18 protein-coding genes and 5 tRNA genes are annotated in these 20,292 nt (G+C 55.8%); 9 read left to right on the top strand and 14 right to left on the bottom strand.

Going from position 1 to position 20,292, the window contains the following annotated elements; genetic code table 11:
• Nucleotides 1-25: 25 nt before the first annotated feature.
• The 4 genes from AH68_RS02180 to trmB form a co-directional block, all read right to left on the bottom strand.
• Nucleotides 26-101: transfer RNA gene (locus AH68_RS02180), tRNA-Phe, on the bottom strand.
• 21 nt (nucleotides 102-122) lie between these two features.
• Nucleotides 123-196: transfer RNA gene (locus AH68_RS02175), tRNA-Asp, on the bottom strand.
• Nucleotides 197-221: 25 nt separating this feature from the next.
• Nucleotides 222-293: transfer RNA gene (locus AH68_RS02170), tRNA-Glu, on the bottom strand.
• A 167-nt stretch (nucleotides 294-460) separates the two neighbouring features.
• Nucleotides 461-1,354: a tRNA (guanosine(46)-N7)-methyltransferase TrmB gene (trmB, locus tag AH68_RS02165; protein WP_039197246.1), complete on the bottom strand. Its 894-nt coding sequence runs from the start codon at nucleotides 1,352-1,354 to the stop codon at nucleotides 461-463.
• Between the two features lie 172 nt (nucleotides 1,355-1,526).
• Between trmB and galE the strand changes: the two genes are divergently transcribed.
• Both galE and AH68_RS02155 read left to right on the top strand, forming a co-directional pair.
• A complete protein-coding gene (gene galE / locus AH68_RS02160) occupies nucleotides 1,527-2,537 on the top strand; it encodes a UDP-glucose 4-epimerase GalE (RefSeq protein WP_039197244.1) in 1,011 nt (336 codons plus the stop codon).
• Between the two features lie 245 nt (nucleotides 2,538-2,782).
• A tRNA-Asp gene (locus tag AH68_RS02155) sits at nucleotides 2,783-2,856 on the top strand.
• 148 nt (nucleotides 2,857-3,004) lie between these two features.
• Here AH68_RS02155 and AH68_RS02150 read toward each other — a convergent pair.
• Genes AH68_RS02150 through AH68_RS02140 form a run of 3 tightly spaced genes read right to left on the bottom strand, consistent with a single transcriptional unit; the run spans nucleotide 3,005 to nucleotide 5,030 of the window.
• Nucleotides 3,005-3,502 carry a low molecular weight protein-tyrosine-phosphatase gene (locus tag AH68_RS02150; protein ID WP_039197242.1) on the bottom strand — a complete coding sequence of 166 codons (498 nt, stop codon included), beginning with the start codon at nucleotides 3,500-3,502 and terminating at the stop codon, nucleotides 3,005-3,007.
• 4 nt (nucleotides 3,503-3,506) lie between these two features.
• Nucleotides 3,507-4,172 carry a dihydrofolate reductase gene (locus tag AH68_RS02145; protein WP_039197240.1) on the bottom strand — a complete coding sequence of 222 codons (666 nt, stop codon included), beginning with the start codon at nucleotides 4,170-4,172 and terminating at the stop codon, nucleotides 3,507-3,509.
• A gap of 57 nt (nucleotides 4,173-4,229) precedes the next feature.
• Nucleotides 4,230-5,030 (bottom strand): thymidylate synthase, encoded by an 801-nt coding sequence (locus AH68_RS02140; RefSeq protein ID WP_173405869.1) that lies wholly within the window; start codon nucleotides 5,028-5,030, stop codon nucleotides 4,230-4,232.
• A gap of 240 nt (nucleotides 5,031-5,270) precedes the next feature.
• On the opposite strand from AH68_RS02140, the gene AH68_RS02135 reads away from it, so the two are divergent.
• On the top strand, nucleotides 5,271-5,684 hold the full coding sequence (locus tag AH68_RS02135) for an OsmC family protein (protein WP_039197238.1): 414 nt from the start codon (nucleotides 5,271-5,273) through the stop codon (nucleotides 5,682-5,684).
• Between the two features lie 95 nt (nucleotides 5,685-5,779).
• Here the strand turns inward: AH68_RS02135 and AH68_RS02130 are convergent, their stop codons facing one another.
• From AH68_RS02130 to AH68_RS02120, 3 genes are all read right to left on the bottom strand, one after another.
• A complete protein-coding gene (locus AH68_RS02130; protein WP_039199690.1) occupies nucleotides 5,780-6,814 on the bottom strand; it encodes a universal stress protein in 1,035 nt (344 codons plus the stop codon).
• Nucleotides 6,815-6,978: 164 nt separating this feature from the next.
• On the bottom strand, nucleotides 6,979-7,755 hold the full coding sequence (locus AH68_RS02125) for a C40 family peptidase (RefSeq protein ID WP_081995850.1): 777 nt from the start codon (nucleotides 7,753-7,755) through the stop codon (nucleotides 6,979-6,981).
• 122 nt (nucleotides 7,756-7,877) lie between these two features.
• Complete coding sequence (locus tag AH68_RS02120) at nucleotides 7,878-8,819, bottom strand: CHAP domain-containing protein (protein ID WP_039197236.1); 942 nt, start codon at nucleotides 8,817-8,819, stop codon at nucleotides 7,878-7,880.
• Between the two features lie 183 nt (nucleotides 8,820-9,002).
• Here AH68_RS02120 and serC point away from each other — a divergent pair, with 183 nt between their 5' ends.
• Together serC and AH68_RS02110 are read left to right on the top strand one after the other, a co-directional pair.
• On the top strand, nucleotides 9,003-10,145 hold the full coding sequence (gene serC / locus AH68_RS02115; RefSeq protein WP_039197234.1) for a phosphoserine transaminase: 1,143 nt from the start codon (nucleotides 9,003-9,005) through the stop codon (nucleotides 10,143-10,145).
• A gap of 21 nt (nucleotides 10,146-10,166) precedes the next feature.
• Nucleotides 10,167-10,421 carry a DUF2530 domain-containing protein gene (locus AH68_RS02110; protein WP_039197232.1) on the top strand — a complete coding sequence of 85 codons (255 nt, stop codon included), beginning with the start codon at nucleotides 10,167-10,169 and terminating at the stop codon, nucleotides 10,419-10,421.
• Between the two features lie 106 nt (nucleotides 10,422-10,527).
• On the opposite strand, the gene AH68_RS02105 is transcribed toward AH68_RS02110, so the two are convergent.
• A complete protein-coding gene (locus AH68_RS02105) occupies nucleotides 10,528-11,709 on the bottom strand; it encodes a sensor histidine kinase (RefSeq protein ID WP_052189125.1) in 1,182 nt (393 codons plus the stop codon).
• Nucleotides 11,710-11,900: 191 nt separating this feature from the next.
• Here AH68_RS02105 and phoU point away from each other — a divergent pair, with 191 nt between their 5' ends.
• Nucleotides 11,901-12,581: a phosphate signaling complex protein PhoU gene (phoU, locus tag AH68_RS02100; RefSeq protein ID WP_039197228.1), complete on the top strand. Its 681-nt coding sequence runs from the start codon at nucleotides 11,901-11,903 to the stop codon at nucleotides 12,579-12,581.
• A 241-nt stretch (nucleotides 12,582-12,822) separates the two neighbouring features.
• Nucleotides 12,823-14,703 (top strand): oleate hydratase, encoded by a 1,881-nt coding sequence (locus tag AH68_RS02095; protein ID WP_039197225.1) that lies wholly within the window; start codon nucleotides 12,823-12,825, stop codon nucleotides 14,701-14,703.
• Nucleotides 14,704-14,890: 187 nt separating this feature from the next.
• Here AH68_RS02095 and AH68_RS02090 read toward each other — a convergent pair whose 3' ends face one another.
• The 3 genes from AH68_RS02090 to lysS all read right to left on the bottom strand — a co-directional run bounded on the left by AH68_RS02090 (nucleotide 14,891) and on the right by lysS (nucleotide 18,673).
• Nucleotides 14,891-15,631 carry a phosphoglyceromutase gene (locus tag AH68_RS02090; protein ID WP_003835576.1) on the bottom strand — a complete coding sequence of 247 codons (741 nt, stop codon included), beginning with the start codon at nucleotides 15,629-15,631 and terminating at the stop codon, nucleotides 14,891-14,893.
• A 109-nt stretch (nucleotides 15,632-15,740) separates the two neighbouring features.
• Nucleotides 15,741-16,679, bottom strand: a complete 939-nt coding sequence (gene menA, locus AH68_RS02085; protein ID WP_236682430.1) for a 1,4-dihydroxy-2-naphthoate octaprenyltransferase — start codon at nucleotides 16,677-16,679, stop codon at nucleotides 15,741-15,743.
• Between the two features lie 317 nt (nucleotides 16,680-16,996).
• A complete protein-coding gene (lysS, locus tag AH68_RS02080; RefSeq protein WP_039197219.1) occupies nucleotides 16,997-18,673 on the bottom strand; it encodes a lysine--tRNA ligase in 1,677 nt (558 codons plus the stop codon).
• A gap of 95 nt (nucleotides 18,674-18,768) precedes the next feature.
• On the opposite strand from lysS, the gene AH68_RS02075 reads away from it, so the two are divergent.
• Together AH68_RS02075 and AH68_RS02070 are read left to right on the top strand one after the other, a co-directional pair.
• Nucleotides 18,769-18,842, top strand: a tRNA-Pro gene (locus AH68_RS02075).
• Between the two features lie 166 nt (nucleotides 18,843-19,008).
• Complete coding sequence (locus tag AH68_RS02070; protein WP_039197217.1) at nucleotides 19,009-20,196, top strand: MFS transporter; 1,188 nt, start codon at nucleotides 19,009-19,011, stop codon at nucleotides 20,194-20,196.
• Nucleotides 20,197-20,292 lie beyond the last annotated feature (96 nt).

Below are 20,292 nucleotides of genomic sequence, written 5' to 3'. Positions count from 1 at the left end.
CGGAGATTTCCGAGGTTTCAAACCATGGTGGCTCCGAGCGGCATCGATCCGCTGACCTAACGATTTTCAGTCGTTCGCTCTACCAACTGAGCTACAGAGCCATGAACAGGAATCTGTTCGAGCGACCCCGGCCGGACTTGAACCGGTGACCTCCGCCGTGACAGGGCGGCGCTCTAACCAACTGAGCTACGGGGCCATTGCCACCTTGTTACCAAGGTAAGTACCCCCTGAGAGAGTCGAACTCTCGTTGTCAGATTGAAAGTCTGGTGTCCTAACCGTTAGACGAAGGGGGCGCTTTCAGCGTTTCCGCTTGACAACTCGCTTAACTATACGCGAATCATCGAAACATGCAAGTCTCGGCGTGTCGCAACGTTGCACAATTGCGGAAACCATGCTGTTCACATGTTGAAAATCGTTGAGATAAAGCCATTTCATCACATGAACAGCACAATATGAAGCCTCATACGTGGCGATAGGTGAAGTCATGAATCACACGACCGGCAGCAAGTCCTTTTTTCTCGAAATTCGTCAAAACTCGACCAGAAAAACGCTCTGATTCACTGAAATCGGCGTGTCGCAGACTTGCGGCCTCGTCGGCATTTCCCTTGCCGACATGCTCAACCGGCAGACTCACCGTCAACGTGCCGTCATTCTGGAATCCTTCAATACCGTCCATGACCTCATGCACATGCAATGCATAGTCTTCAATATCGGTAGCGATACGCCACACTCCCCCAGCCTGCAGCGTGCGATGAATCTCACCGGCAAGCTCCGGTTGCACGATGCGACGCTTGTGATGACGCATCTTGGGCCATGGATCGGGGAAGAAGGTCCACACTTCAGCGATCGAGCCATCTGCGGCGACTTTGAAGAGTTCAGGAGCGTTGACCTGTGCGATGCGCAGATTGGCAAGGCCTTGCTTGCCAGCAAGCAGCATGGTGTGCGCCACACCCGGATCGTAGACTTCAAGCGCCAGAAAATTCATTTCTGGGTGTTCGGCGGCTGCGGCAACAACGTTTTCGCCCTGACCGGTGCCGATTTCCACAATCAGAGGATTGGCATTGCCCCACGCTTCCGCAATATACGACTGGTCGAACACCAGATCGTTTCGCACGTCAAGGGAGCCTTCACCTGCATTGATATTCAAAAGATAGGTATCGGCATAGGTATCCCATGCACGCTGCAAGCGCGCGTCGAGCCTGGCGGAACGACGCACGAAGGAAAGCACCTTGCGCCCATACAAGGCAGGACGCTGACCAGCATCAGCCTGTAGTTCACCTTGCGTTTTTGACATGTTTTGTTCGTTTTCGCCGTTTACTTGATTTTCAGTCGGCGTGTTCGCATCTTCTTGCATACCCTATTTATAGAGGAAACGCAGGAACGGAGCGATTATGTGCGTTACTGTTCATGTGTTATACTCAAATTGTTCAAAAAGTAACAAACTAGAGCAAAAGTGAACAACGTTCGTTGAACGTTCGTTTTTCGAACAAAGCGCTTTATCGCTCATTTGGAGGAAAGGCCAGAACATGACAGTTCTCGTCACTGGTGGGTGCGGCTACATCGGCGCCCACGTCGTCCACGCTCTTCATCAGGCCGGCGAACAGGTCGTCGTCGTTGACGATCTGAGCTACGGCAAGCCAACCCGCATCGAAGGCTCCCGCCTGTACGGCATGGATATCGCCGCTCCGGGTGCCGGCGAACGTCTCGCTGAAATCATGAAGGCCGAAGGTGTCGACTCCGTCATTCACTTCGCCGCCCGCAAGCAGGTCGGCGAATCCGTCGAGAAGCCGCTGTGGTACTACCAGCAGAACATCAACGGCATGCTCAACGTGCTCACCGGCATGCGCGACTCCGGCGCCAAGAAGCTCGTCTTCTCCTCTTCCGCAGCCACCTACGGCGTTCCGCCGGTCGACGTGGTGCCGGAAGACGTCGTTCCGATGCTGCCGATCAACCCGTACGGCCAGACCAAGCTGTTCGGCGAGTGGATGGCTCGCGCCTGCGAAGAGCCGTATGGCATTCGCTTCTGCGGTCTGCGCTACTTCAACGTGGCTGGCTGCGGCCCGGTCGAGCTCGAGGATCCGGCAATCCTGAACCTCATCCCGATGCTGTTCGACCGCCTGAAGAAGGGCAAGGCTCCGGCAATCTTCGGCGACGACTACCCGACTCCGGACGGCACCTGCGTGCGCGACTACATCCACGTCTCCGATCTGGCCGACGCCCACATCGCCGCCCTGAAGTATCTGGACCGCGACGAGCGCAAGTACGATGCCTTCAACGTCGGCACCGGCGAAGGCACCTCCGTGCGCCAGATCGTCGATGAGGTCAAGAAGGTCACCGGCCTGCCGTTCGAAGAGACCGTCATGGCCCGCCGCGCAGGCGATCCGCCGCACCTGATCGGCTCCCCGAAGCGCATCAACGAAGAGATGGGCTGGCACGCACAGTACAACGTGGAAGACATCGTGAAGTCCGCTTGGGCAGCATGGCAGGCCAATCCAGAACACCATATCGACGTCGAAACCTGGAAGCAGACCGACTGATTTCAACAAGACGTAGTGTCGTGAGCGACAACACGGCACCGCAAATGTAATGGCCGGTCGTATATGAGAAGTTTTCCCCTCATATACGACCGGCCGTTGCTTTGTTTTCTCGCTATTTCCGATTTCATAAACATTTTTTCCTTCGCCGATCCATGCAAATATTCGCCGATGACACGCCGTGATTTGCACAATGGCGACTTTGCCGTAATATATACATCTGTTGTCGGTCGCAAGGCTGAAACAACGGCCCCGTAGCTCAGTTGGTTAGAGCGCCGCCCTGTCACGGCGGAGGTCACCGGTTCAAGTCCGGCCGGGGTCGCTTTTTACTTCTTTTTGAATCTTTTCAAATATCTTTTTGCGATCGTCGTATTGCAGTTGCCACGCCAGCATATCTCTCATACAAAAAAGCCCGGTTCAAACGAACCGAGCTTTTTTCAATCGCCTCGAATGGCACATTCAACATAGGTTCAGAGCCGCTGCTCGACCCAATCGACGATGAACGGAGCCACTTCCTCAATCTGATCGATTGCCACTTCGAATTCGTGGGCGCCACCATACCATGGATCGACCAGATCAATCTCGCTTTCGTAGCCTGCAGCAGGCTTGGCAAGATTCGGATCGAAACTACGGTACATGTGCACGTTCTCACGCTTGGCCTGCGGAAGCTGACGCAACAACGCACGCATGTGGGAAGCGGTCATAGGCAAGAACAGGTCGGTGCGCTCGATCTCATCACGAGTGATGCGGTGCGCGAAATGGTGCGCCGGAAGCTCATATCCACGCTCACGCAACACCTTGACGGCGCGACGATCGATCGGATTGCCGTATTCCTCATCGCTGACACCGCTGGATTCGACATTGACCTTGTCGGCGAGCCCACGACGCTCGAATTCGGTGCGCAGAATGATCTCGGCCATGGGAGAGCGGCAGATGTTGCCGGTGCACACGGTCATCACGGTATACATGGGTTTACTCCTCGTGATTTCTTTCAAAGGTTATGAAACGGAATCCGGCGATGTCGTCGGAACCCTTCGTAGTGCCCTGCCATACGCCTTCCTCGGCCACCTTCCATGCCCCGGATTCCACCAGGCCTTTGATGTCAGGCGCATAGGTGTCGGCGTCAACGTGCATGCTGATCTGCGTCACATATGCCTTGTCCGCAAACGGCATCGCCTCGTGGTACAGCTGACCGCCACCGATGATCCAGATTTCGCTGCGGTCGAGACCATCATCCGGAATGGCTTCCTGACGGGCCAGATCAAGCGCATCATCCAAACTGTCGACCACGGTCGCTCCAGGCGCCCTATAAGACGAATCGTGCGAAACCACGATATTGTCGCGATTCGGCAACGGACGATACTTCGGGCTCAGGGATTCCCACGTCTTGCGCCCCATGATGACCGGATGCGAGACGGTAAGCTCCTTGAGACGCTTCATATCTTCGGGCAGATGCCACGGCATACCACCCTCGAATCCGATGGCGCCGTCATGACCTTCCTTGTCACAGGCCTGCGCCCAAATCAGATTCACCGAGAACGTCTTGGGGAAATCATCACCCCAATCCTCCTCGTTCTCAAGCCCGGCAAGTCCGGGCTCGGGTTCGTGATAGCCACTGCAGCTACTGTCATGCTCCATTTCACTCACTCCTTGAAGTCGAACTAGGGTCAGTAGTCTAACGTCTGGCGACGACTCTCAGACCGCCACCGGCGCCTTGATGGTTGGATGGTGCCGGTAGCCGACGATTTCAAAATCACTGTAATCGTAATCGAACAGAGAAGCGGCTTTGTTAATGCGGATCTGAGGATACGGATATGGATTGCGGCTCAACTGCTCCAGAACCTGATCGATGTGATTGTCGTATACATGGCAGTCGCCGCCCGTCCACACGAACTCCCCCGGCTGCAGTCCTGCCTGCTGGGCAATCATTAGCGTCAGCAAAGAATAGGACGCGATATTGAACGGCACGCCGAGGAACATGTCGCAGGAACGCTGGTACAGCTGGCATGAAAGTTTGCCATCCGCCACGTAGAACTGGAACAGCGCGTGGCATGGCGGCAACGCCATATTCTCCACTTCGGCCGGATTCCATGCGGATACGACCATACGGCGGGAATCCGGATGGTTCTTGACCAGATCGAGCACATTGCTGATCTGATCGATGGTGCGATTCGGATCATCAGGCGTAGGCGCCGGCCAGCTGCGCCACTGCGCACCATACACGGGACCCAAATCGCCGTTCTCATCGGCCCATTCATCCCAAATATGCACATTATGTTCCTGCAGCCAACGCACGTTCGTGGAACCCTTCAGGAACCACAGCAACTCATAGGCAAGTCCCTTGAAAAACACCGTTTTCGTGGTAAGCAGCGGAAAATACTCGCTCAGGTCGAATCGCATCTGCTGTCCGAACAGGCTGATGGTGCCAGTGCCCGTGCGATCGGACTTCAACGTGCCCTCCGTCAGGATACGACGCACCAAATCCTCATATGGCATGGGAATGTCGGTTTCCGGGCGCGCCGGAATGCGAGTACGAATATCTGCAAGTTGTTCAGGTGTCAAAGCCATGATTGCAAGCTTAACAGCACAGAATCGCAGGTCAAGCATATACCGCCCGCGCGTTGATGTTTCCTACGCTTTTCGGAATGCTTCACGGTGAATGGACATCAATGGATTACATTAGGTATGTAGGCGAGGAGCGAATGGCGCTCCCGGCAAGACGATGAGGAGTTCACCATGGGCAAAAGGCTGTGGGTCGAGCGTAACAAAGACGGTTCCTGGGATGCGTTCAGCGAAGATGGCGCGCATATCAAGTTCGGCAAAGGCCGTGGCCAGTTCACGCCTGGAGACCTGATGAAAATCGCTTTGGCCGGCTGTGCCGCACTGTCGAGCCAGTTCGCCGTCGAACATACGCTGGGCGAGGGCAAGGGTGCGAAAATCGTTGTGGATGGCACCTATGACGCCGACAACGACGCTTATATCGGTTTCGACGAGCAGGTGGTCATCGACGCTTCCGACGCCGGCTTGAACGACGAGGATGCCGAGAAATTCAAGGAACGTGTCACCCGTCATATTGACAAGGGCTGCACGGTGAAGCATACGTACGTGGAGAAAACTCCGGTCCGTATGAACGTCACCATCAAGCACTGATGTTTTCTTTGTAAAAAGATTTTTTAAAAAATAAATGGCGATTGCGACGCTTTTCACAGCGCCGCAATCGCCATTTTTATATATATTTATTGAATTTACTGACGTTCCGGGTCGATCTTGGTTTCGATGGCTTTGACCACTTCCGGCTCGGCCTTGGCGACCGGCACCTCTTCGACACCCTTGATATCGTCGAGTGCCTTCGGCTTGACCTCGGCCGGCGAGCTCGGAACCGTATCAAGACGGGTTTCCGCAGCCTCGACATACTTGCGGGGCACCACATACACCGGGCCGACCGCATGCTGCAGCAAGCCCTGGCTGGTGGAGCCGAGCAGCAGACCAGTGAAGCCGCCGCGGCCACGGGAACCGACCACGACGACGTCGTGATCGTAGCTGGCCTTGGTCAGCGCGCCAACTGCCGGGCCAGGCACGATCTGCTTGTTGATCTTCAAATCCGGATGGGCTTCCTCAAGCGGCTTGATACGCACTTCAAGATCATCCTTGAACGAAGCCATCACGCCTTCATCGTCGGAACCCTTCATATTCGGCACCGCGGAGATAACGTCAAGCTCGGCATCCCATGCGGCGGCGAAATCAGCCGCAATCTCAAGAGCCTTCAAACCCCACTTGGATTCGTCGGAGCCGACGGCCACCTTGGTAATGGTGTTGTTCAAATGCATCAGATTGCCATCATCGTCGGTGTACGGCACCACCACGATCGGGCAGTACGCATATGCCGGCAGACTGGAGCTGGTGGTACCCAGCAGACGTTCCGCCAAGCCGCCCTTGCCACGATTGCCGATGACGATGAGATTATAGTTGCGAGACAGTTCCACGAACACGGACGCCGGATCGCCCGTGACGATGAGGGTCGTCGCCTCAACGCCCTGCTCATCGGCGATGGCCTTGGCCTTCGACAGAATCTCCTGAGCATCGTTGTGGGCCGCATTGTCGTCTCCCATGGCGGTGTACGTCGCGTCAAAGGAGACAGCGGCATAGCTCGGCAACGAGTACGCACATACGATTTGCAACGTCAATCCCGCATGCTTCGCATAATTCGCAGCCCACCACGTGGCCTTGTAGCTGGCGTGGGATCCATCAACACCAACGAGGATTGCCTTGTCATTAATCATGAGACGACCTCCTTGAATCACCTCGGCAACGCCACCATGCATTGCCTCTAGGCTCCACCATACCGCGCGACATGCGGTTTTGTCAGCAACGACTCGGTCTTTTCCATACAAAAAGGCGTATCCCCGAAAGGATACGCCTTAAAAAAATCAAACCGTATGTTCGCTCAGAGCACACGACGAATCGCATAGCCACCTGAGAACACGGCCAGCGAAGTGACCTGCGTTCCCTGAGCCGGATTCAGCGCGTTGATCACCATGCCGTTGCCAATATAGATCGCGGCATGCTGAGTATTGACGATGATATCCCCAGGAGCTGCTTCGGCAATGCTTCCGACAGCCGTTCCAACGCTCATCTGGGCACCGGAATAATGCGGCAGGCTTACACCGAACTGGGCGAACACCCACTGTACGAAGCCAGAGCAATCCCAGCCGGACGGAGTATTGCCTCCAGACACATACGGATAGCCTTGGAACTGCAGAGCATAGTCGGCCAATGCCTGACCAGTGGCACTCGCAGGAGCCGTAGGAACGCTACTGATGTCGGCACGTTCGGAAGAACGGCTGGCAGTCTGAGCTTCAGCCTGCGTCTGCGCCTGAGCCTGAGACTGAGCCGCCTGTGCCTGAGCCTGAGCTTCAGCCTCAGCTTGCTCCTGAGCCTTTCGGTCCTTTTCCGCCTGAGACTCGGTCTGGGGAACATTCAAACTTTCGATGCCACCCCAATCGGCGTTGGACTCAACATCCGTGGATGTGTGCTCGGCGAGAAAATCACGCTTGGTCGCGGTGGTCTTCGGGAAAGAACGTGTAGCGGTTACCGTGGTATCAGCCATAGCACCGTCTGCGCTTGCGGCCGGAACTGCCGCACCCAACGAGGCAGACACAGCAACAACGGCGAAGATACTCGTGAAACGTTTAGCAATATTCATCGTGTCTGAAGCTACCATAAACGTTCCCCTGCAACAGAACAGCAAGACAATCAGAACAGTGTCATATCATGCGACACGCCGACGTGATCACGCTATGCCAAAAAAGGGATGGCAAGCGCAAATTAACGAAAACAGAGGAATCAGTAATGAATATATGTCAACTGCGAAGCTTCCTGCGCAGTGAACGTACGATCGGAAATCACGCCAAGACCCTTGACGTTGGATTCCGAAATCTTGATCGAACCGTCGGCATTCACTCCTTCGACAATCGCGACATGCCCGTAATAGCTGTCCGCACCCTGTTGGCCTGGAGCGAATACCACGATATCGCCAACATGGCGTGCCGTGTTATCAACCCAATAGCCGAGAGCGCGAGCGGAATCACCCCAACTCCGTGCATTGCCAAAATGGCTCCCGGCAGGCAGGCCAAGCTGTGCACGACGAGTATACGCCCACCATGTGCACTGACCGTATGGGTAGTCATTGCCGGTATCACCGGTGCCGTGGTTCGGATTGAAGCCCGAAGGAAGAAGACCGGCGTCCTGATCCATGAGAACGGCGACATTGGGATTGTCGGCAATGGACTTTGACAGAAGATTCGTGTCCATGGAGGAACTGGTTTCGCCAAGCTGCCAATCACCGCTATTGCTGGTGGAGGCCAGAGCGTCTAGACCGCTACGGGACTCGGAACGGGATGCCGCATCGTCGGAGACACGCTTCATCTGCGTGGTAGTGGTGGCATTGTCGGCAAAAGACATTTCAGACGCATTCTGCTGACCGACCGCCATGGCAGTGGCCGCAGTGCCGACCAACGCAGCCAGCGATGCGGAAGCCATGAATGCGGAGCGACGACCGGCTACACGAGCGGCCTCACGCATGGCGCGGCGGCTCATCGGAGCCACTTCATTCAGCTTTTCGGCAACCGCAGGCTCAAGACCCACAACGGCACCCCCACCATTTGCCAGCTGGACCATACGAACGGCCTTGGCGGTGTGGGAACCGCGGCTCGAGGTGAACAGCGCCTTGGCAACGCTGAAACGCTCATTCGAAACCTTGGCAGCTTTATGCGCCGCATGCCTCATATATCAACACTCCTTGCGGATTACTTCAACCACAGCAGGCTTATGACCGCGTGGTTACAGAACCGTCACGGAAGCTCAGGCTACACCGACACCGGGATATCGCAGTCATCATCGCCACGTCATGGTTCCGAAAAGCGGTCATCACCACGCACAATCCGACCGTCATGACTACCCTAGGTTGTCATGACGAACACTGTGACCATTCCTTCCAACGTGCTTCCGGAAGACGGACGTTTCGGCTCTGGCCCGACCAAAATCCGTCCGGAGCAAATCCAAGCGCTCGATAAGGGAGCCCGTAATCTTCTGGGAACCTCCCATCGACAGACTCCCATCAAGCAGGTGGTCGGCTCAATCCGCGAAGGACTGTCCGAATTCTTCCAGATTCCCGATGGCTACGAAGTGGTGCTGGGCAACGGCGGAGCCAGCGCGTTCTGGGATATCGCCTGCGCCTCGCTGATCACCCGCAAGGCCGCATTCGGCACGTACGGCTCATTCAGCTCGAAGTTCGCCAAGTCAGCGCAATCCGCACCGTTCCTTGAGGAGCCGGAGATTTTCGCAGGAGAGCCGGGAACCTACCGTCTGCCAGAGCTCACGGAATACGTGGACACCTACTGCTGGGCCCATAATGAGACTTCCACTGGCGTTGCCGCACCGGTCAAACGCATCGCAGGCACCAAGGAACAGGGCGCGCTCACACTGATCGACGCCACCAGCGGCGCCGGAGCGCTGCCGGTCGACATCAGCCAGACCGACGCCTATTATTTCTCTCCGCAGAAGGCCTTCGGCTCCGACGGCGGCCTGTGGATCGCCGTGCTTTCCCCCGCCGCGGTCGAACGCGCATACGGCATCGCCAAAAGCGTGGACCTTCCGGGCGCACGCCGCTGGATTCCCCCGTTCCTATCGCTCACCTCGGCCATCGAGAATTCGCGCAAGGATCAGACGCTCAACACTCCGGCCGTGGCTACGCTGATCATGTTGGAAAACCAGGTGCGCTGGCTCAACGACAACGGTGGCCTCGCCTGGGCTTCGGCACGTTGCGCAAGGTCGGCGTCCCTGCTGTACCAGTGGGCGGAAAAGTCCGATTACGCTTCCCCGTTCGTCGCCGACAAGAACGCTCGTTCCAACGCCGTGGTCACCATCGACCTTGACGAACGCATCAGCGCCACCCAAGTGGTTGCCGCACTGCGCGAAAACGGCATTGTAGACACCAACGGATACCGCAAGCTGGGCCGCAACCAACTACGCATCGGCGTGTTCCCATCGGTGGATCCAAGCGACGTCGACGCGCTCACCCGCTGCATCGACTATGTGGTGGAACATCTATGACGCAAGGTAGGGTATGACGATATGAAGATTGCTCCGATCATTGACCCCAGCGTGAGGAAGCCCTCCCCCAAACCAGTGCGAGTGGATTTGCGCAAGGTGTTTACGTTCGGCACCGCGCTTTGGGCCATCGCACTGATCGTCTGCATTGCATTGCTTGCATTCGGCATCAACGCCGAGCGTGCGCAGACCGTATGCGAGGCCGGCACAGTCATTGGCGTACTTATGCTGGTTTGGGAGCATTTCGACCGTTGGGACTACCGACGTCTCGGGGAATAACCGGCAACACACCCCCGAGAATTTTTTCATAAATAAAAGCATGATGCCCGTCTTGCCTTATTGAAAGCAAGACGGGCATCATGCTGTCTCCCTGTATTACTCCGTATTACTCCCCAGCCAACGGCAATACCAGCGCGAACGTGCTTCCCTGCCCCGGACTGCTCCACACTGAAGCGGAACCATGATGCGTCAACGCAACATGCTTGACAATCGCAAGTCCCAAACCAATGCCATCGCCGGAATGATCATTCTGATTATCGCCACGATAGAATCGCTCGAAAATGCGGCTTTGCTCGCCAATGGCAATGCCAGCACCACGATCAAGCACGCTGATGACCGCCTCCGTGCCCTCCTCATTGGCTTTGGCCACAACGTTGATCGTCGAACCGTCCTTTGAATAGGTGATGGCGTTTTCAACCAGTTTGGCAAGCGCCGCCTGAACCTGTTCGGCCTCGCCATTGATTTCCAAGCTTTCGTCGCCCTTCATATCGATGGTGATATTGCGTTGCGCCGCCATCTCACGATGGGAGTTGACCACAGCCCGCACCGAATCCATTACATTGATGCGATTGTCCGCGGTCGGCAAGATCGGCTTCTGCGCCTTGATAAGCAGCAGCAGGTCGGAAATCATATGCTCCAAGCGGGAGCAGGACTGACGCAGCTGCATGGCGTTGCGCTCAACATCCTGCTGGCTTGTTCCACCTTGTTCCACGATATCCGCCAATTGTTCCAGCGATTGCGTGGGCTTGAGCAGCTGTTCGGACACATTGGTGATAAAGGAGTCACGTACCTGCGAGAATCGTACGCTTTCGCTGACGTCGCTGATCAGCACCACTACCAGATTGTCGCTGAGTTTGCCGACGATGACTTTCAACCAGTTTGGCCTTGACACGGTTGCCGTGGGCTTGCTGGCTGGCTGTTGCCCAATCAGCGCCTGTTTCGCGGCTTGGCGAGTGGAAAGCCTGCCTGCTTTCGGCGTATGTTGCGCAACATACGCGGTGGTGGTGGTCAGATCGAACTGCTTTTTGCCACCGAAGGAACGCACTTCGCGTACCGTCTGAAGCACACTGTCTTCGATGATGACGTCGTCTCGCACCACACCAAGCGAATATGCGGAAGGATGCGCGCGAATCACCTCATCATGCTCATCGACCACAATGGAAGCCAGCGGAAGCATGGAAAGCAACGCATTGGTGGCATCATCCAATGTGTCATCATCGGCATCATGCTCATCATCGTCATTGCGGTGCGTCAATGAACGCCACCACGAGCTCAAAGATTCAACCATGATTTCATTCTCGCATATCCTACGGCTCTCATGCTCCACGACACCACAGCCCGTTCATGAACGCAAGGTGAACGCGCCGGTGAACTTTCACGGAACAACACGAACGCTGGTTATGAATATGGCGTTTTTCTAATAGACTTATGCAAGGTATTACCAGACCTGAAATTGTGAAGCATTGAAAGGCAAGTCACATGCGCGTTATTTTCAACGAAGAGCTCAAGGCTGTTGCCGATGATCTCGACCACATGGTCAAAGGCGTTCGCAAGGCGATCAACGGTGCCGGCGACGCGCTGCTGAACCAGAATCTTGAAGCCGCCCAGGCCGTTATCGATGGCGACATCGAAATCGATGCCCTCGAAGCCAGCGTTGTCGACCAGTGCGTGAAGCTGCTGGCTAAGCAGAACCCGGTTGCCACCGATCTGCGCGTGGTTGTTTCCACCATGCGTTTGGCCACCACTTTCGAACGTATGGGCGATCTGGCTCGTCATATCGCCGAAGCCGCCCGCCGCACCTACCCGGCTTCCCCACTGCCGGCCGAAGCCCAGCCGCTGTTCACCGAAATGCAGGCGTTTCTGAACGACGTCGCCGATCAGACCGTGGCCATGCTGTCTGACCGCGACACCAAGACCGCCGAGCAGATCATCATCAACGACGACAAGCTCGACGAACTGCACAAGAAGACCTTCGAACTGGCTCAGTCCGAGGATTGGTCCGGCACCAACCAGCAGCTCATTGACGTGGTGCTGATCGGCCGCTTCATGGAGCGTCTTGGCGATCACGCCGTGTCCGCGGCTCGCCGCGTGGTGTACATCGTCTCCGGTTTCGACCCGTCCAAGGAGCCGACCCGCGACGAAGGCACCGACATCGCCTGATTTTTCTTGCGATCTTCTTTTCCATCTTCCTTTTGAGAAGGCGGCTTCCGTTCCCCGCGGAAGCCGCCTTCTTGTTTTGTTTTTTGCAATTGTTCAGTACGAATCGTCAAGCACTATCTCCCGCATTATTTCGCTTCCATCAAGCCGTAAGAAAAATTAAACAACATGTCTATTTTTTGCCCATATACTTTTATGTAATGTCGCGGCACAATATGTGCAGTGACATCCAAAGGAGGCAGTCATGTATTATTCCAACGGCAATTACGAAGCATTCGCCCGACCGAAGAAGCCCGAAGGCGTGAACGACAAGAACGCGTACATCATCGGCACCGGCTTGGCTGCACTCACCGCAGCCTGCTACCTGGTGCGAGACGCGCAAATGCCGGGTAGTCACATTCATGTATTCGAAAAGGACGCGGTTCCGGGAGGCGCCTGCGACGGCGCGAATATTCCCGGTGTCGGCTATGTGATGCGCGGCGGCCGTGAAATGGACAACCATTTCGAAGTGATGTGGGATATGTTCCGTTCCATTCCATCCATCGAAAAGGAAGACGTTTCCGTACTTGACGAGTATTACTGGCTGAACAAGGAAGACCCCAACTTCTCACTCTGCCGCTCCACAAAAGCGCGCGGTGTTGACGCAGGCACGAACGGCAAATTCAATCTGTCAGACAAAGCCTCGATGGAGATCATGAAATTGTTCTTCACACCGAATGAGGAACTGTACGGCAAGAAAATTTCTGATTATTTCGACGATGAGGTTTTCAATTCGAATTTCTGGATGTACTGGCGCACTATGTTCGCTTTTGAAAATTGGCATAGTGCGTTGGAAATGAAGCTGTATATCCGTCGATATATTCATCATATTGGCGGATTGCCGGACTTCAGTGCGTTGCGTTTCACCCGTTACAACCAGTATGAGTCGATGATTCTGCCGATGATCAAGTATTTGGAAGGATTCGGCGTGCAGTTCCACTACAACGTGAAGGTGGAGAATGTCGATTTCAAGATCGGCGGAGGCATGGGTCCAGTTCGGCAGCATACAGGCACCGGTCAAGACACGATTTTGAAGAAGCAGGCTGAATCCGGTGTGTTCGTACGCAATCCGTATAGCTCACCAACCAAGAAAATGGCCACACGCATCGATTTGACCGAAGCGGACGGCACCGAGCGAAGCATCGACTTGGGCGAAAACGATCTGGTGTTCATCACCAACGGCGGCTGCGTGGAGAACTCGTCGATGGGCTCGCAGACCGAGACGGCCGCGTGGACTCCGGAAATCAAGCCCGGCGGCGGTTGGGATATGTGGCGTCGCATCGCCAAGCAAGACCCGAGCTTCGGCCACCCGGACGTATTCTGCGGCGATCCGGAGCATTCGAAGTGGATGAGTGCCACCGTGACCACGCTTGACATGGAAATTCCGCCGTATATTCAGAAAATCTGCAAGCGCGACCCGTTCTCCGGCCGCGTGGTGACAGGCGGCATCGTCACCGTGGAGGATTCCAACTGGCTGATGAGCTGGACTTTGAACCGCCAGCAGCAGTTCCGCGACCAGCCGAAAGACCAGCTGTGCGTGTGGGTGTACGGTCTGTTCCCCGACAAGCCCGGCAACTATGTGAAGAAGCCGATGCAGGAATGCACCGGCGAGGAGATCTGCGAGGAATGGCTCTACCATATGGGCGTACCGGTCGAAAAGATCACGGATCTGGCCAAAAACCACGCGAACACGGTTCCGGTGATGATGCCATACATCGACGCGTTCTTCATGCCTCGTTCCGCCGGCGACCGCCCTGATGTGGTGCCTGATGGTGCCGTGAATTTCGCATTCCTCGGCCAGTTTGCCGAAACCCCGCGCGACACGATCTTCACCACTGAATATTCGATGCGCACCGGCATGGAAGCTGTGTACACCTTGTGCGATGTGGACCGTGGCGTGCCGGAGGTGTGGGGTTCGGTCTACGACGTACGCAACCTGCTCAACGCCACGGTGATGCTGCGTGACGGCAAGCCGATTACCGACATGAAGCTCAACCCCATTGAAAAGACCGTGTTGAAGCAGATTCTGAAGAAGCTCGATTCCACCGATATTCCGATGTTACTTAAGGAATACGGCGTGATCTGAGCCGATTGCGATTGACGTCCGTCTGCCGCACATCCCATGTTCCGTATTTCATCCGGCAGACGGACGCAAAAACCCGACAAAGGCACCGGACGCAAAAAGGTGGAAACCCACGTACTGTGGATTTCCACCTTTTCATATACGTTCCGTGCGATTGAACGCGATTACCTGCGTATCAATCGCAACAAACTCACTTCTGGCCCTGGGCGGCGACAGCGGCGGCACCGGCGGCGGCGGCCTCCGGATCCAGGTACTCGCCACGCGGCTTGATCGGCTTGAAGTTCTCGTCCAGCTCGTACAGCAGCGGCATTGCGGTCGGGATGTTGACCTTGGCGATCTCCTCTTCGGAGAGGTTGTCGAGCATCTTCACGATGGCGCGCAGGGAGTTGCCGTGAGCGGCGATCAGAACGGTCTTGCCAGCCTTCAGTTCCGGCTCGATGTCGGACTTGAAGTACGGCTCAACGCGCTTGACCACGTCGGCAAGGCATTCGGCTTCTGGAACCGGATCGCCGGTGTAGCGCGGATCGTTGTTCTGCGCATACTCGTCGTTCGGATCGATCTCCGGCGGCGGAGTGGCGTAGGAACGGCGCCACAGCATGAACTTCTCGTCACCGTACTCCTGACGGATCTCGGTCTTGTTCTTGCCCTGCAGAGCGCCGTAGTGACGCTCGTTCAGACGCCAGCTGCGCTGGACCGGAATCCACAGACGATCTGCCTCATCCAGAGCCACGTTGGCGGTGTTGATGGCGCGACGCAGCATCGAGGTGAAGACGATATCCGGAAGGACGTTCTTCTCCTTGAGCAGGCGACCGCCGTTCTTGGCTTCCTCGACACCCTGCTCGGTCAGCGGGACGTCGACCCAGCCGGTGAACTGATTGGTTTTATTCCATGCGCTCTGTCCATGACGGAGCAGTACTAGTTTGTAAGTCATGTTTGCCAGTCTACCGCCTCGCACACCCAAAAACGAGTGTTTTCTCGATTATTCGAGTTACGTTTATGCAACAATTTTCATTCCGCTGCAATCTACTGTCAGTCAAACGCTATGCAAGCATCGTCGATAGCACGAAAATCGCTGCGACAGTCAATGAATCGAGCGAACATAACGGCAATGCTTTGTGGTAGGTTTTTCTTGCGATTGCATATGATGCGGCGATTTGCGCCGCACACAGTATTGCAATAATTGCGATTAGTGGAATGCTGTTTGCCGCATATATCGACGATTGCAACAGATGGCGCAACGCGATCAATGCTGAAATAATCAGGATTGCAATAGTGAAGATAGTGCCGTTTCGCAGCCCCATTGCAGTCATCCACGTATGTTTGCCGTGATTGCCGTCAGATTCGATGTCGCGCAGATTGTTGACGCATAGCACAGCAACCGCAACCAATCCCGCAGCTGAACCGCCAAGCAGTCCATCAGGCGTAATCGTGCCAGACAAGGCGAACATGGTGCCACAAGTGGCAACCAATCCAAAAAAAATGAATACGAAGACCTCACCCAAATAGTGGTAGCCGTATGGGTGCTTGCCGCCGACATAGAACCAGCCGGCCGCCAGACATGCGATGCCGACCAGAATGAACCACCAGTAGCCAGTCAGCGCAATGATCGCCAGTCCGCACAGGCAAGCAAGCAGAGCGCTGATTCCCGCCGCAGCCAGTACTTTCCTGGGATTCACACCGGAAGCCACGAGACGGGCAGGACCGCGTGACGGCGTTGCTTTGCCGGAGACCGCGGAATCGTCTGCATCTTTCACCGGAACCGAGCGCCCCGCATCCGTACCGCGAATGCCATCGGAATAATCATTGGCGAAATTAGCCGCAATCTGCAACAGCAATGCCACGAAACCGCACAACACCGCCACCACAACACGACGCTCACCCGCATCGCGCCAAGCCAACGACGCACCAATCAACACCGGCGCAATCGCCAACGGCAACGTTTTCAGCCGCGCCCCACGAATCCAAATCGTTATTCCCATGAACGTCATTCTAGAATCATGCTCATTGCATGCCTTCATTCATTCCCAGAAATAGGAGATATGATACTGGCGAATGCCTCGGAACGTCACTCATGCGGAATATTATGAACCCCGGGGATTTCTTTTAAAACGCAAAGGCCGTCTGACGTTGGAAGTCAGACGGCCTTTCATGATTTTACGCGTGAAGCCGATATTGAATTAAGGCTTTGCCTTAATTCAGCGGCAATTTTATAAGGATGGCTCCGGCGGGCTGACGGCCCACTGGGCCGTCAGCTTTTCCGCCTCGCGCGAAACCGATATTGAATTAAGGCTTTGCCTTAATTCAGCGGCTTCACTAGTGGGAAGGTGATGGTTTCGCGGATGGTGGCGCCGGTCAGGGCAATCAGCAGTCGGTCGATACCCATGCCCATGCCGCCTGCCGGAGGCATGCCCACGCCGAGAGCCTCGAGGAAGTCCTCATCAATATCACAGGCTTCTTCATCGCCCGCGAGCGCATCCTTGGCCTGAGCCACGAAACGTTCACGCTGCACAACCGGATCGTTCAATTCGGAGTAGCCGGTGGCCAGCTCGAAGCCGCGCACATACAGATCCCACTTTTCGACCACGCCTGGCTTGGAACGGTGGCCCTTGACCAGCGGGGAGGTTTCGACCGGGAAGTCACGCACGAAGGTCGGCTCGAACAGCTTGTCTTCGTAGAAGTGCTCCCACAGGTGTTCGACGAGCTTGCCGTGGTTCTCCACATCGTCGCGTTCCACGCCAAGCTTGTCGGCAATGGCACCGAGATGTTCCACTGAAGTGCCCGGATTATCCGGGCCGCCATTCGGCACGATTTCCTCGCCGAGCGCTTCGGACAGGGAATCATACATGCTGATGGTCTTCCATTCGCCGCCAAAATCGTATTCGGAACCGTCAAGCAACGTCACCTTGTGGGTGCCGAACACGTCCATGGCAGTGTCTTGCACGAGCTGCTTGACGAGCGCACCGATAGTGTCGTAGTTGCCGTAAGCCTGATAGGCCTCGACCATGGTAAATTCCGGAGCGTGGGTGGCGTCAACGCCTTCGTTACGGAAGTCACGGTTGATCTCGAACACGCGGTCGATGCCGCCGACCAGGCAGCGCTTGAGGAACAGTTCCGGCGCGATACGCAGGTACAGGTCAAGGTCGAAGGCGTTCATATGCGTGGTGAACGGACGTGCGGCGGCACCGCCGTGCACGGTCTGCAACATCGGGGTTTCAACCTCGAGGAAGTCATGATCGGCGAAGGTCTTGCGCAGGGAGGCGACGGCCTTGGAACGGTTGCGCACCATATTGCGCATCTTCTCGTCGGCGATCATGCCAATGTACGGCTTGCGGGTGCGAGTATCTTCGTTCAGGTCCTTGTGCAGGGCCGGCAGCGGCTGCAGCGCCTTGGCGGCAATGGCCCATTCGGTGGCGAACACGGACAGTTCGCCGGTCTTGGAGGCAATCACACGACCCTTGATGAACAGGTGATCGCCCAAATCAACCAGCTGCTTGAACTGCTTGAGGGAATCAGCGCCAATCTCCTTCTTGGAAATCATGCCCTGGATCTTGGTGCCATCGCCAGCGGAAAGCTGCACGAAGCACAAGCCACCGGCGTTGCGCAGGAAGAGTACGCGACCGGCGATGCCGACCACGTCTTCGGTTTCGTCTCCGGCTTCGAGCTTGCCGTCATATTTGGCGCGGACCTCTTCGATGGTGGCGGTGACGTCGAGGGTCACCGGGTACGGCTGAATGCCGTCCTTAAGCATCATGGCACGCTTGGCCACGCGCATCTGCACCTGTTCCGGATGCGCCAGCGATCCGAATTCCTTATTGCCTGGATCAACGGCCTCATCCAGGGTAGCGCCGTCATTGATCTTGGCGTAGATAGCCGCATCCTGCTGCAGCAGCATTTCGGCACGTTCCACTGTGGTCATAGCGGGAACGGCAGCCTCTTCATTCTGATTTTCTTGCGATTCGATGGTCTCACTCATAAGCCCACAGTGTACCGAGAAGCCACTACACCACATGCGACACGCCGTATTTGCATTACCTAAGCAATCGTGTAATATTTCCAACTGTTGCAAAACGGGCTGTAGCGCAGCTTGGTAGCGCGCTTCGTTCGGGACGAAGAGGCCGCGGGTTCAAATCCCGCCAGCCCGACAACTTAAGGCGGAACTTCGGTTCCGCCTTTTTTATTTCCAGCGCATCAGCGGTGCAAAACAGCATATGCGAGACGCAACCACCTGAAAAATCAAAAAACACGTAATACACAAGCGCGTAAACAAGCGCGCACACCAACACGCTTCACATTCATGGAGGAGAGACTGTGAAAAGAAGCATTCTGGCTTTGGCTTCCGGCGCCTTTATTCTTGGTGCCGCAGAATTCGTGATGATGGGCATTCTGCCCCAAACAGCCGCCGCCATGCAGGTCAGCATTCCTGCGGCAGGCCATTATATTTCCGCATATGCGATCGGCGTGTGCGTGGGCACGCTGATTCTGGTGTTCGGCCGTAAGATACCGCCGAAGAATCTCATTATTCTGTTCATGATCATCGCGCTGGTCGGCAATACGTTGAGCGCGGTTTCGTTCAATTCCCCCATGTTGTTGGGTGCTCGTTTCATTTCGGGCTTGCCGCATGGCGCGTTTTTCGGTACGGCCACACTGATTGCCAAGACTTTGGCCGATAAGGGCAAGGAAGCGCAGTCCGTGTCGATGATGGTGACGGGTCAGACGGTTGCCAATATGTTGGGTGTGCCTGCGGGCACATTGCTTTCGGAAATGCTGTCGTGGCGTTTGGCGTTTGCGATTCTTGCCGCTTGGGCGTTGATGACGATGGTGTTGGTGATTGCGTGGGTGCCGTTCGTCGCGCCGATCAAGGACGCTGGCATTAAAGGGCAGTTCCGTTTCCTCACCCACGCCGGTCCGTGGTTTATTCTGTTGGCGGTGTTCTGCGGTAATTCCGGTATTTTCTGCTGGTGGAGCTACATTTCGCCGTGGCTGCAGAAAGTCGGTGGATGGAATTCCTCGATGGTTCCCCTGTTAATGGTGCTTGCTGGTTTCGGCATGGTGCTTGGCGGTATTGCTGGCGGCCGTTTGACTGATTTGTGGAAGCCGGGTGCCACTGCCGGTCTTTCGCAGGCCATCGCCACGGTTGGTTTGCTGCTTGTGTTTTTCGTTCCCGGCAATCTCGTTACGACTGCGGTGTTGACGTTCATGCTTGGTTTCGCACTGTTCTTCAACTCGTCTCCGCAGCAGCTGCTGATGGTGCAGGCCGGTGAGGGCGGCGGCGAGCTGATTGCGGGCGCGGCCGTGCAGATCGCGTTCAATTTTGGCAATGCGATCGGTTCGATCGTTGGTGGCGCCGCATTGACGGCAACCGCCATGAACTACCATTACACCGGTTTGGCCGGTGCCCCGATCGCCTTGATTGCGGTGATTATGCTGGTCACCTATTCGCGTCGTTACGAAACGCATACGGGTGCTACGGAGCGTATGCGCGAAGTGCATGTCTGACATTCGACAGTCAGTTATTTCGATTATTTCTGTTATTTAACGGGATATCTCATCAAAAAATATGATGAGATATCCCGTTGTTCTTTTTACGACGTA

The organism is Bifidobacterium catenulatum PV20-2 (assembly GCF_000800455.1).
GTDB lineage: Bacteria > Actinomycetota > Actinomycetes > Actinomycetales > Bifidobacteriaceae > Bifidobacterium > Bifidobacterium kashiwanohense_A.
The sequence above is the reverse complement of the archived record's forward strand: the minus strand, read 5'-3'. Positions and strand labels throughout refer to the sequence as shown.

Excerpts from the sequence above, each read along its gene's own strand:
- trmB (WP_039197246.1), bottom strand. The coding sequence starts at position 1,354 with ATGCAAGAAGATGCGAACACGCCGACTGAAAATCAAGTAAACGGCGAA.
- galE (WP_039197244.1), top strand. The coding sequence starts at position 1,527 with ATGACAGTTCTCGTCACTGGTGGGTGCGGCTACATCGGCGCCCACGTC.
- AH68_RS02150 (WP_039197242.1), bottom strand. The coding sequence starts at position 3,502 with ATGTATACCGTGATGACCGTGTGCACCGGCAACATCTGCCGCTCTCCC.
- AH68_RS02145 (WP_039197240.1), bottom strand. The coding sequence starts at position 4,172 with ATGGAGCATGACAGTAGCTGCAGTGGCTATCACGAACCCGAGCCCGGA.
- AH68_RS02140 (WP_173405869.1), bottom strand. The coding sequence starts at position 5,030 with ATGCCATATGAGGATTTGGTGCGTCGTATCCTGACGGAGGGCACGTTG.
- AH68_RS02135 (WP_039197238.1), top strand. The coding sequence starts at position 5,271 with ATGGGCAAAAGGCTGTGGGTCGAGCGTAACAAAGACGGTTCCTGGGAT.
- AH68_RS02130 (WP_039199690.1), bottom strand. The coding sequence starts at position 6,814 with ATGATTAATGACAAGGCAATCCTCGTTGGTGTTGATGGATCCCACGCC.
- AH68_RS02125 (WP_081995850.1), bottom strand. The coding sequence starts at position 7,755 with ATGGTAGCTTCAGACACGATGAATATTGCTAAACGTTTCACGAGTATC.
- AH68_RS02120 (WP_039197236.1), bottom strand. The coding sequence starts at position 8,819 with ATGAGGCATGCGGCGCATAAAGCTGCCAAGGTTTCGAATGAGCGTTTC.
- serC (WP_039197234.1), top strand. The coding sequence starts at position 9,003 with ATGACGAACACTGTGACCATTCCTTCCAACGTGCTTCCGGAAGACGGA.
- AH68_RS02110 (WP_039197232.1), top strand. The coding sequence starts at position 10,167 with ATGAAGATTGCTCCGATCATTGACCCCAGCGTGAGGAAGCCCTCCCCC.
- AH68_RS02105 (WP_052189125.1), bottom strand. The coding sequence starts at position 11,709 with ATGGTTGAATCTTTGAGCTCGTGGTGGCGTTCATTGACGCACCGCAAT.
- phoU (WP_039197228.1), top strand. The coding sequence starts at position 11,901 with ATGCGCGTTATTTTCAACGAAGAGCTCAAGGCTGTTGCCGATGATCTC.
- AH68_RS02095 (WP_039197225.1), top strand. The coding sequence starts at position 12,823 with ATGTATTATTCCAACGGCAATTACGAAGCATTCGCCCGACCGAAGAAG.
- AH68_RS02090 (WP_003835576.1), bottom strand. The coding sequence starts at position 15,631 with ATGACTTACAAACTAGTACTGCTCCGTCATGGACAGAGCGCATGGAAT.
- menA (WP_236682430.1), bottom strand. The coding sequence starts at position 16,679 with ATGGGAATAACGATTTGGATTCGTGGGGCGCGGCTGAAAACGTTGCCG.
- lysS (WP_039197219.1), bottom strand. The coding sequence starts at position 18,673 with ATGAGTGAGACCATCGAATCGCAAGAAAATCAGAATGAAGAGGCTGCC.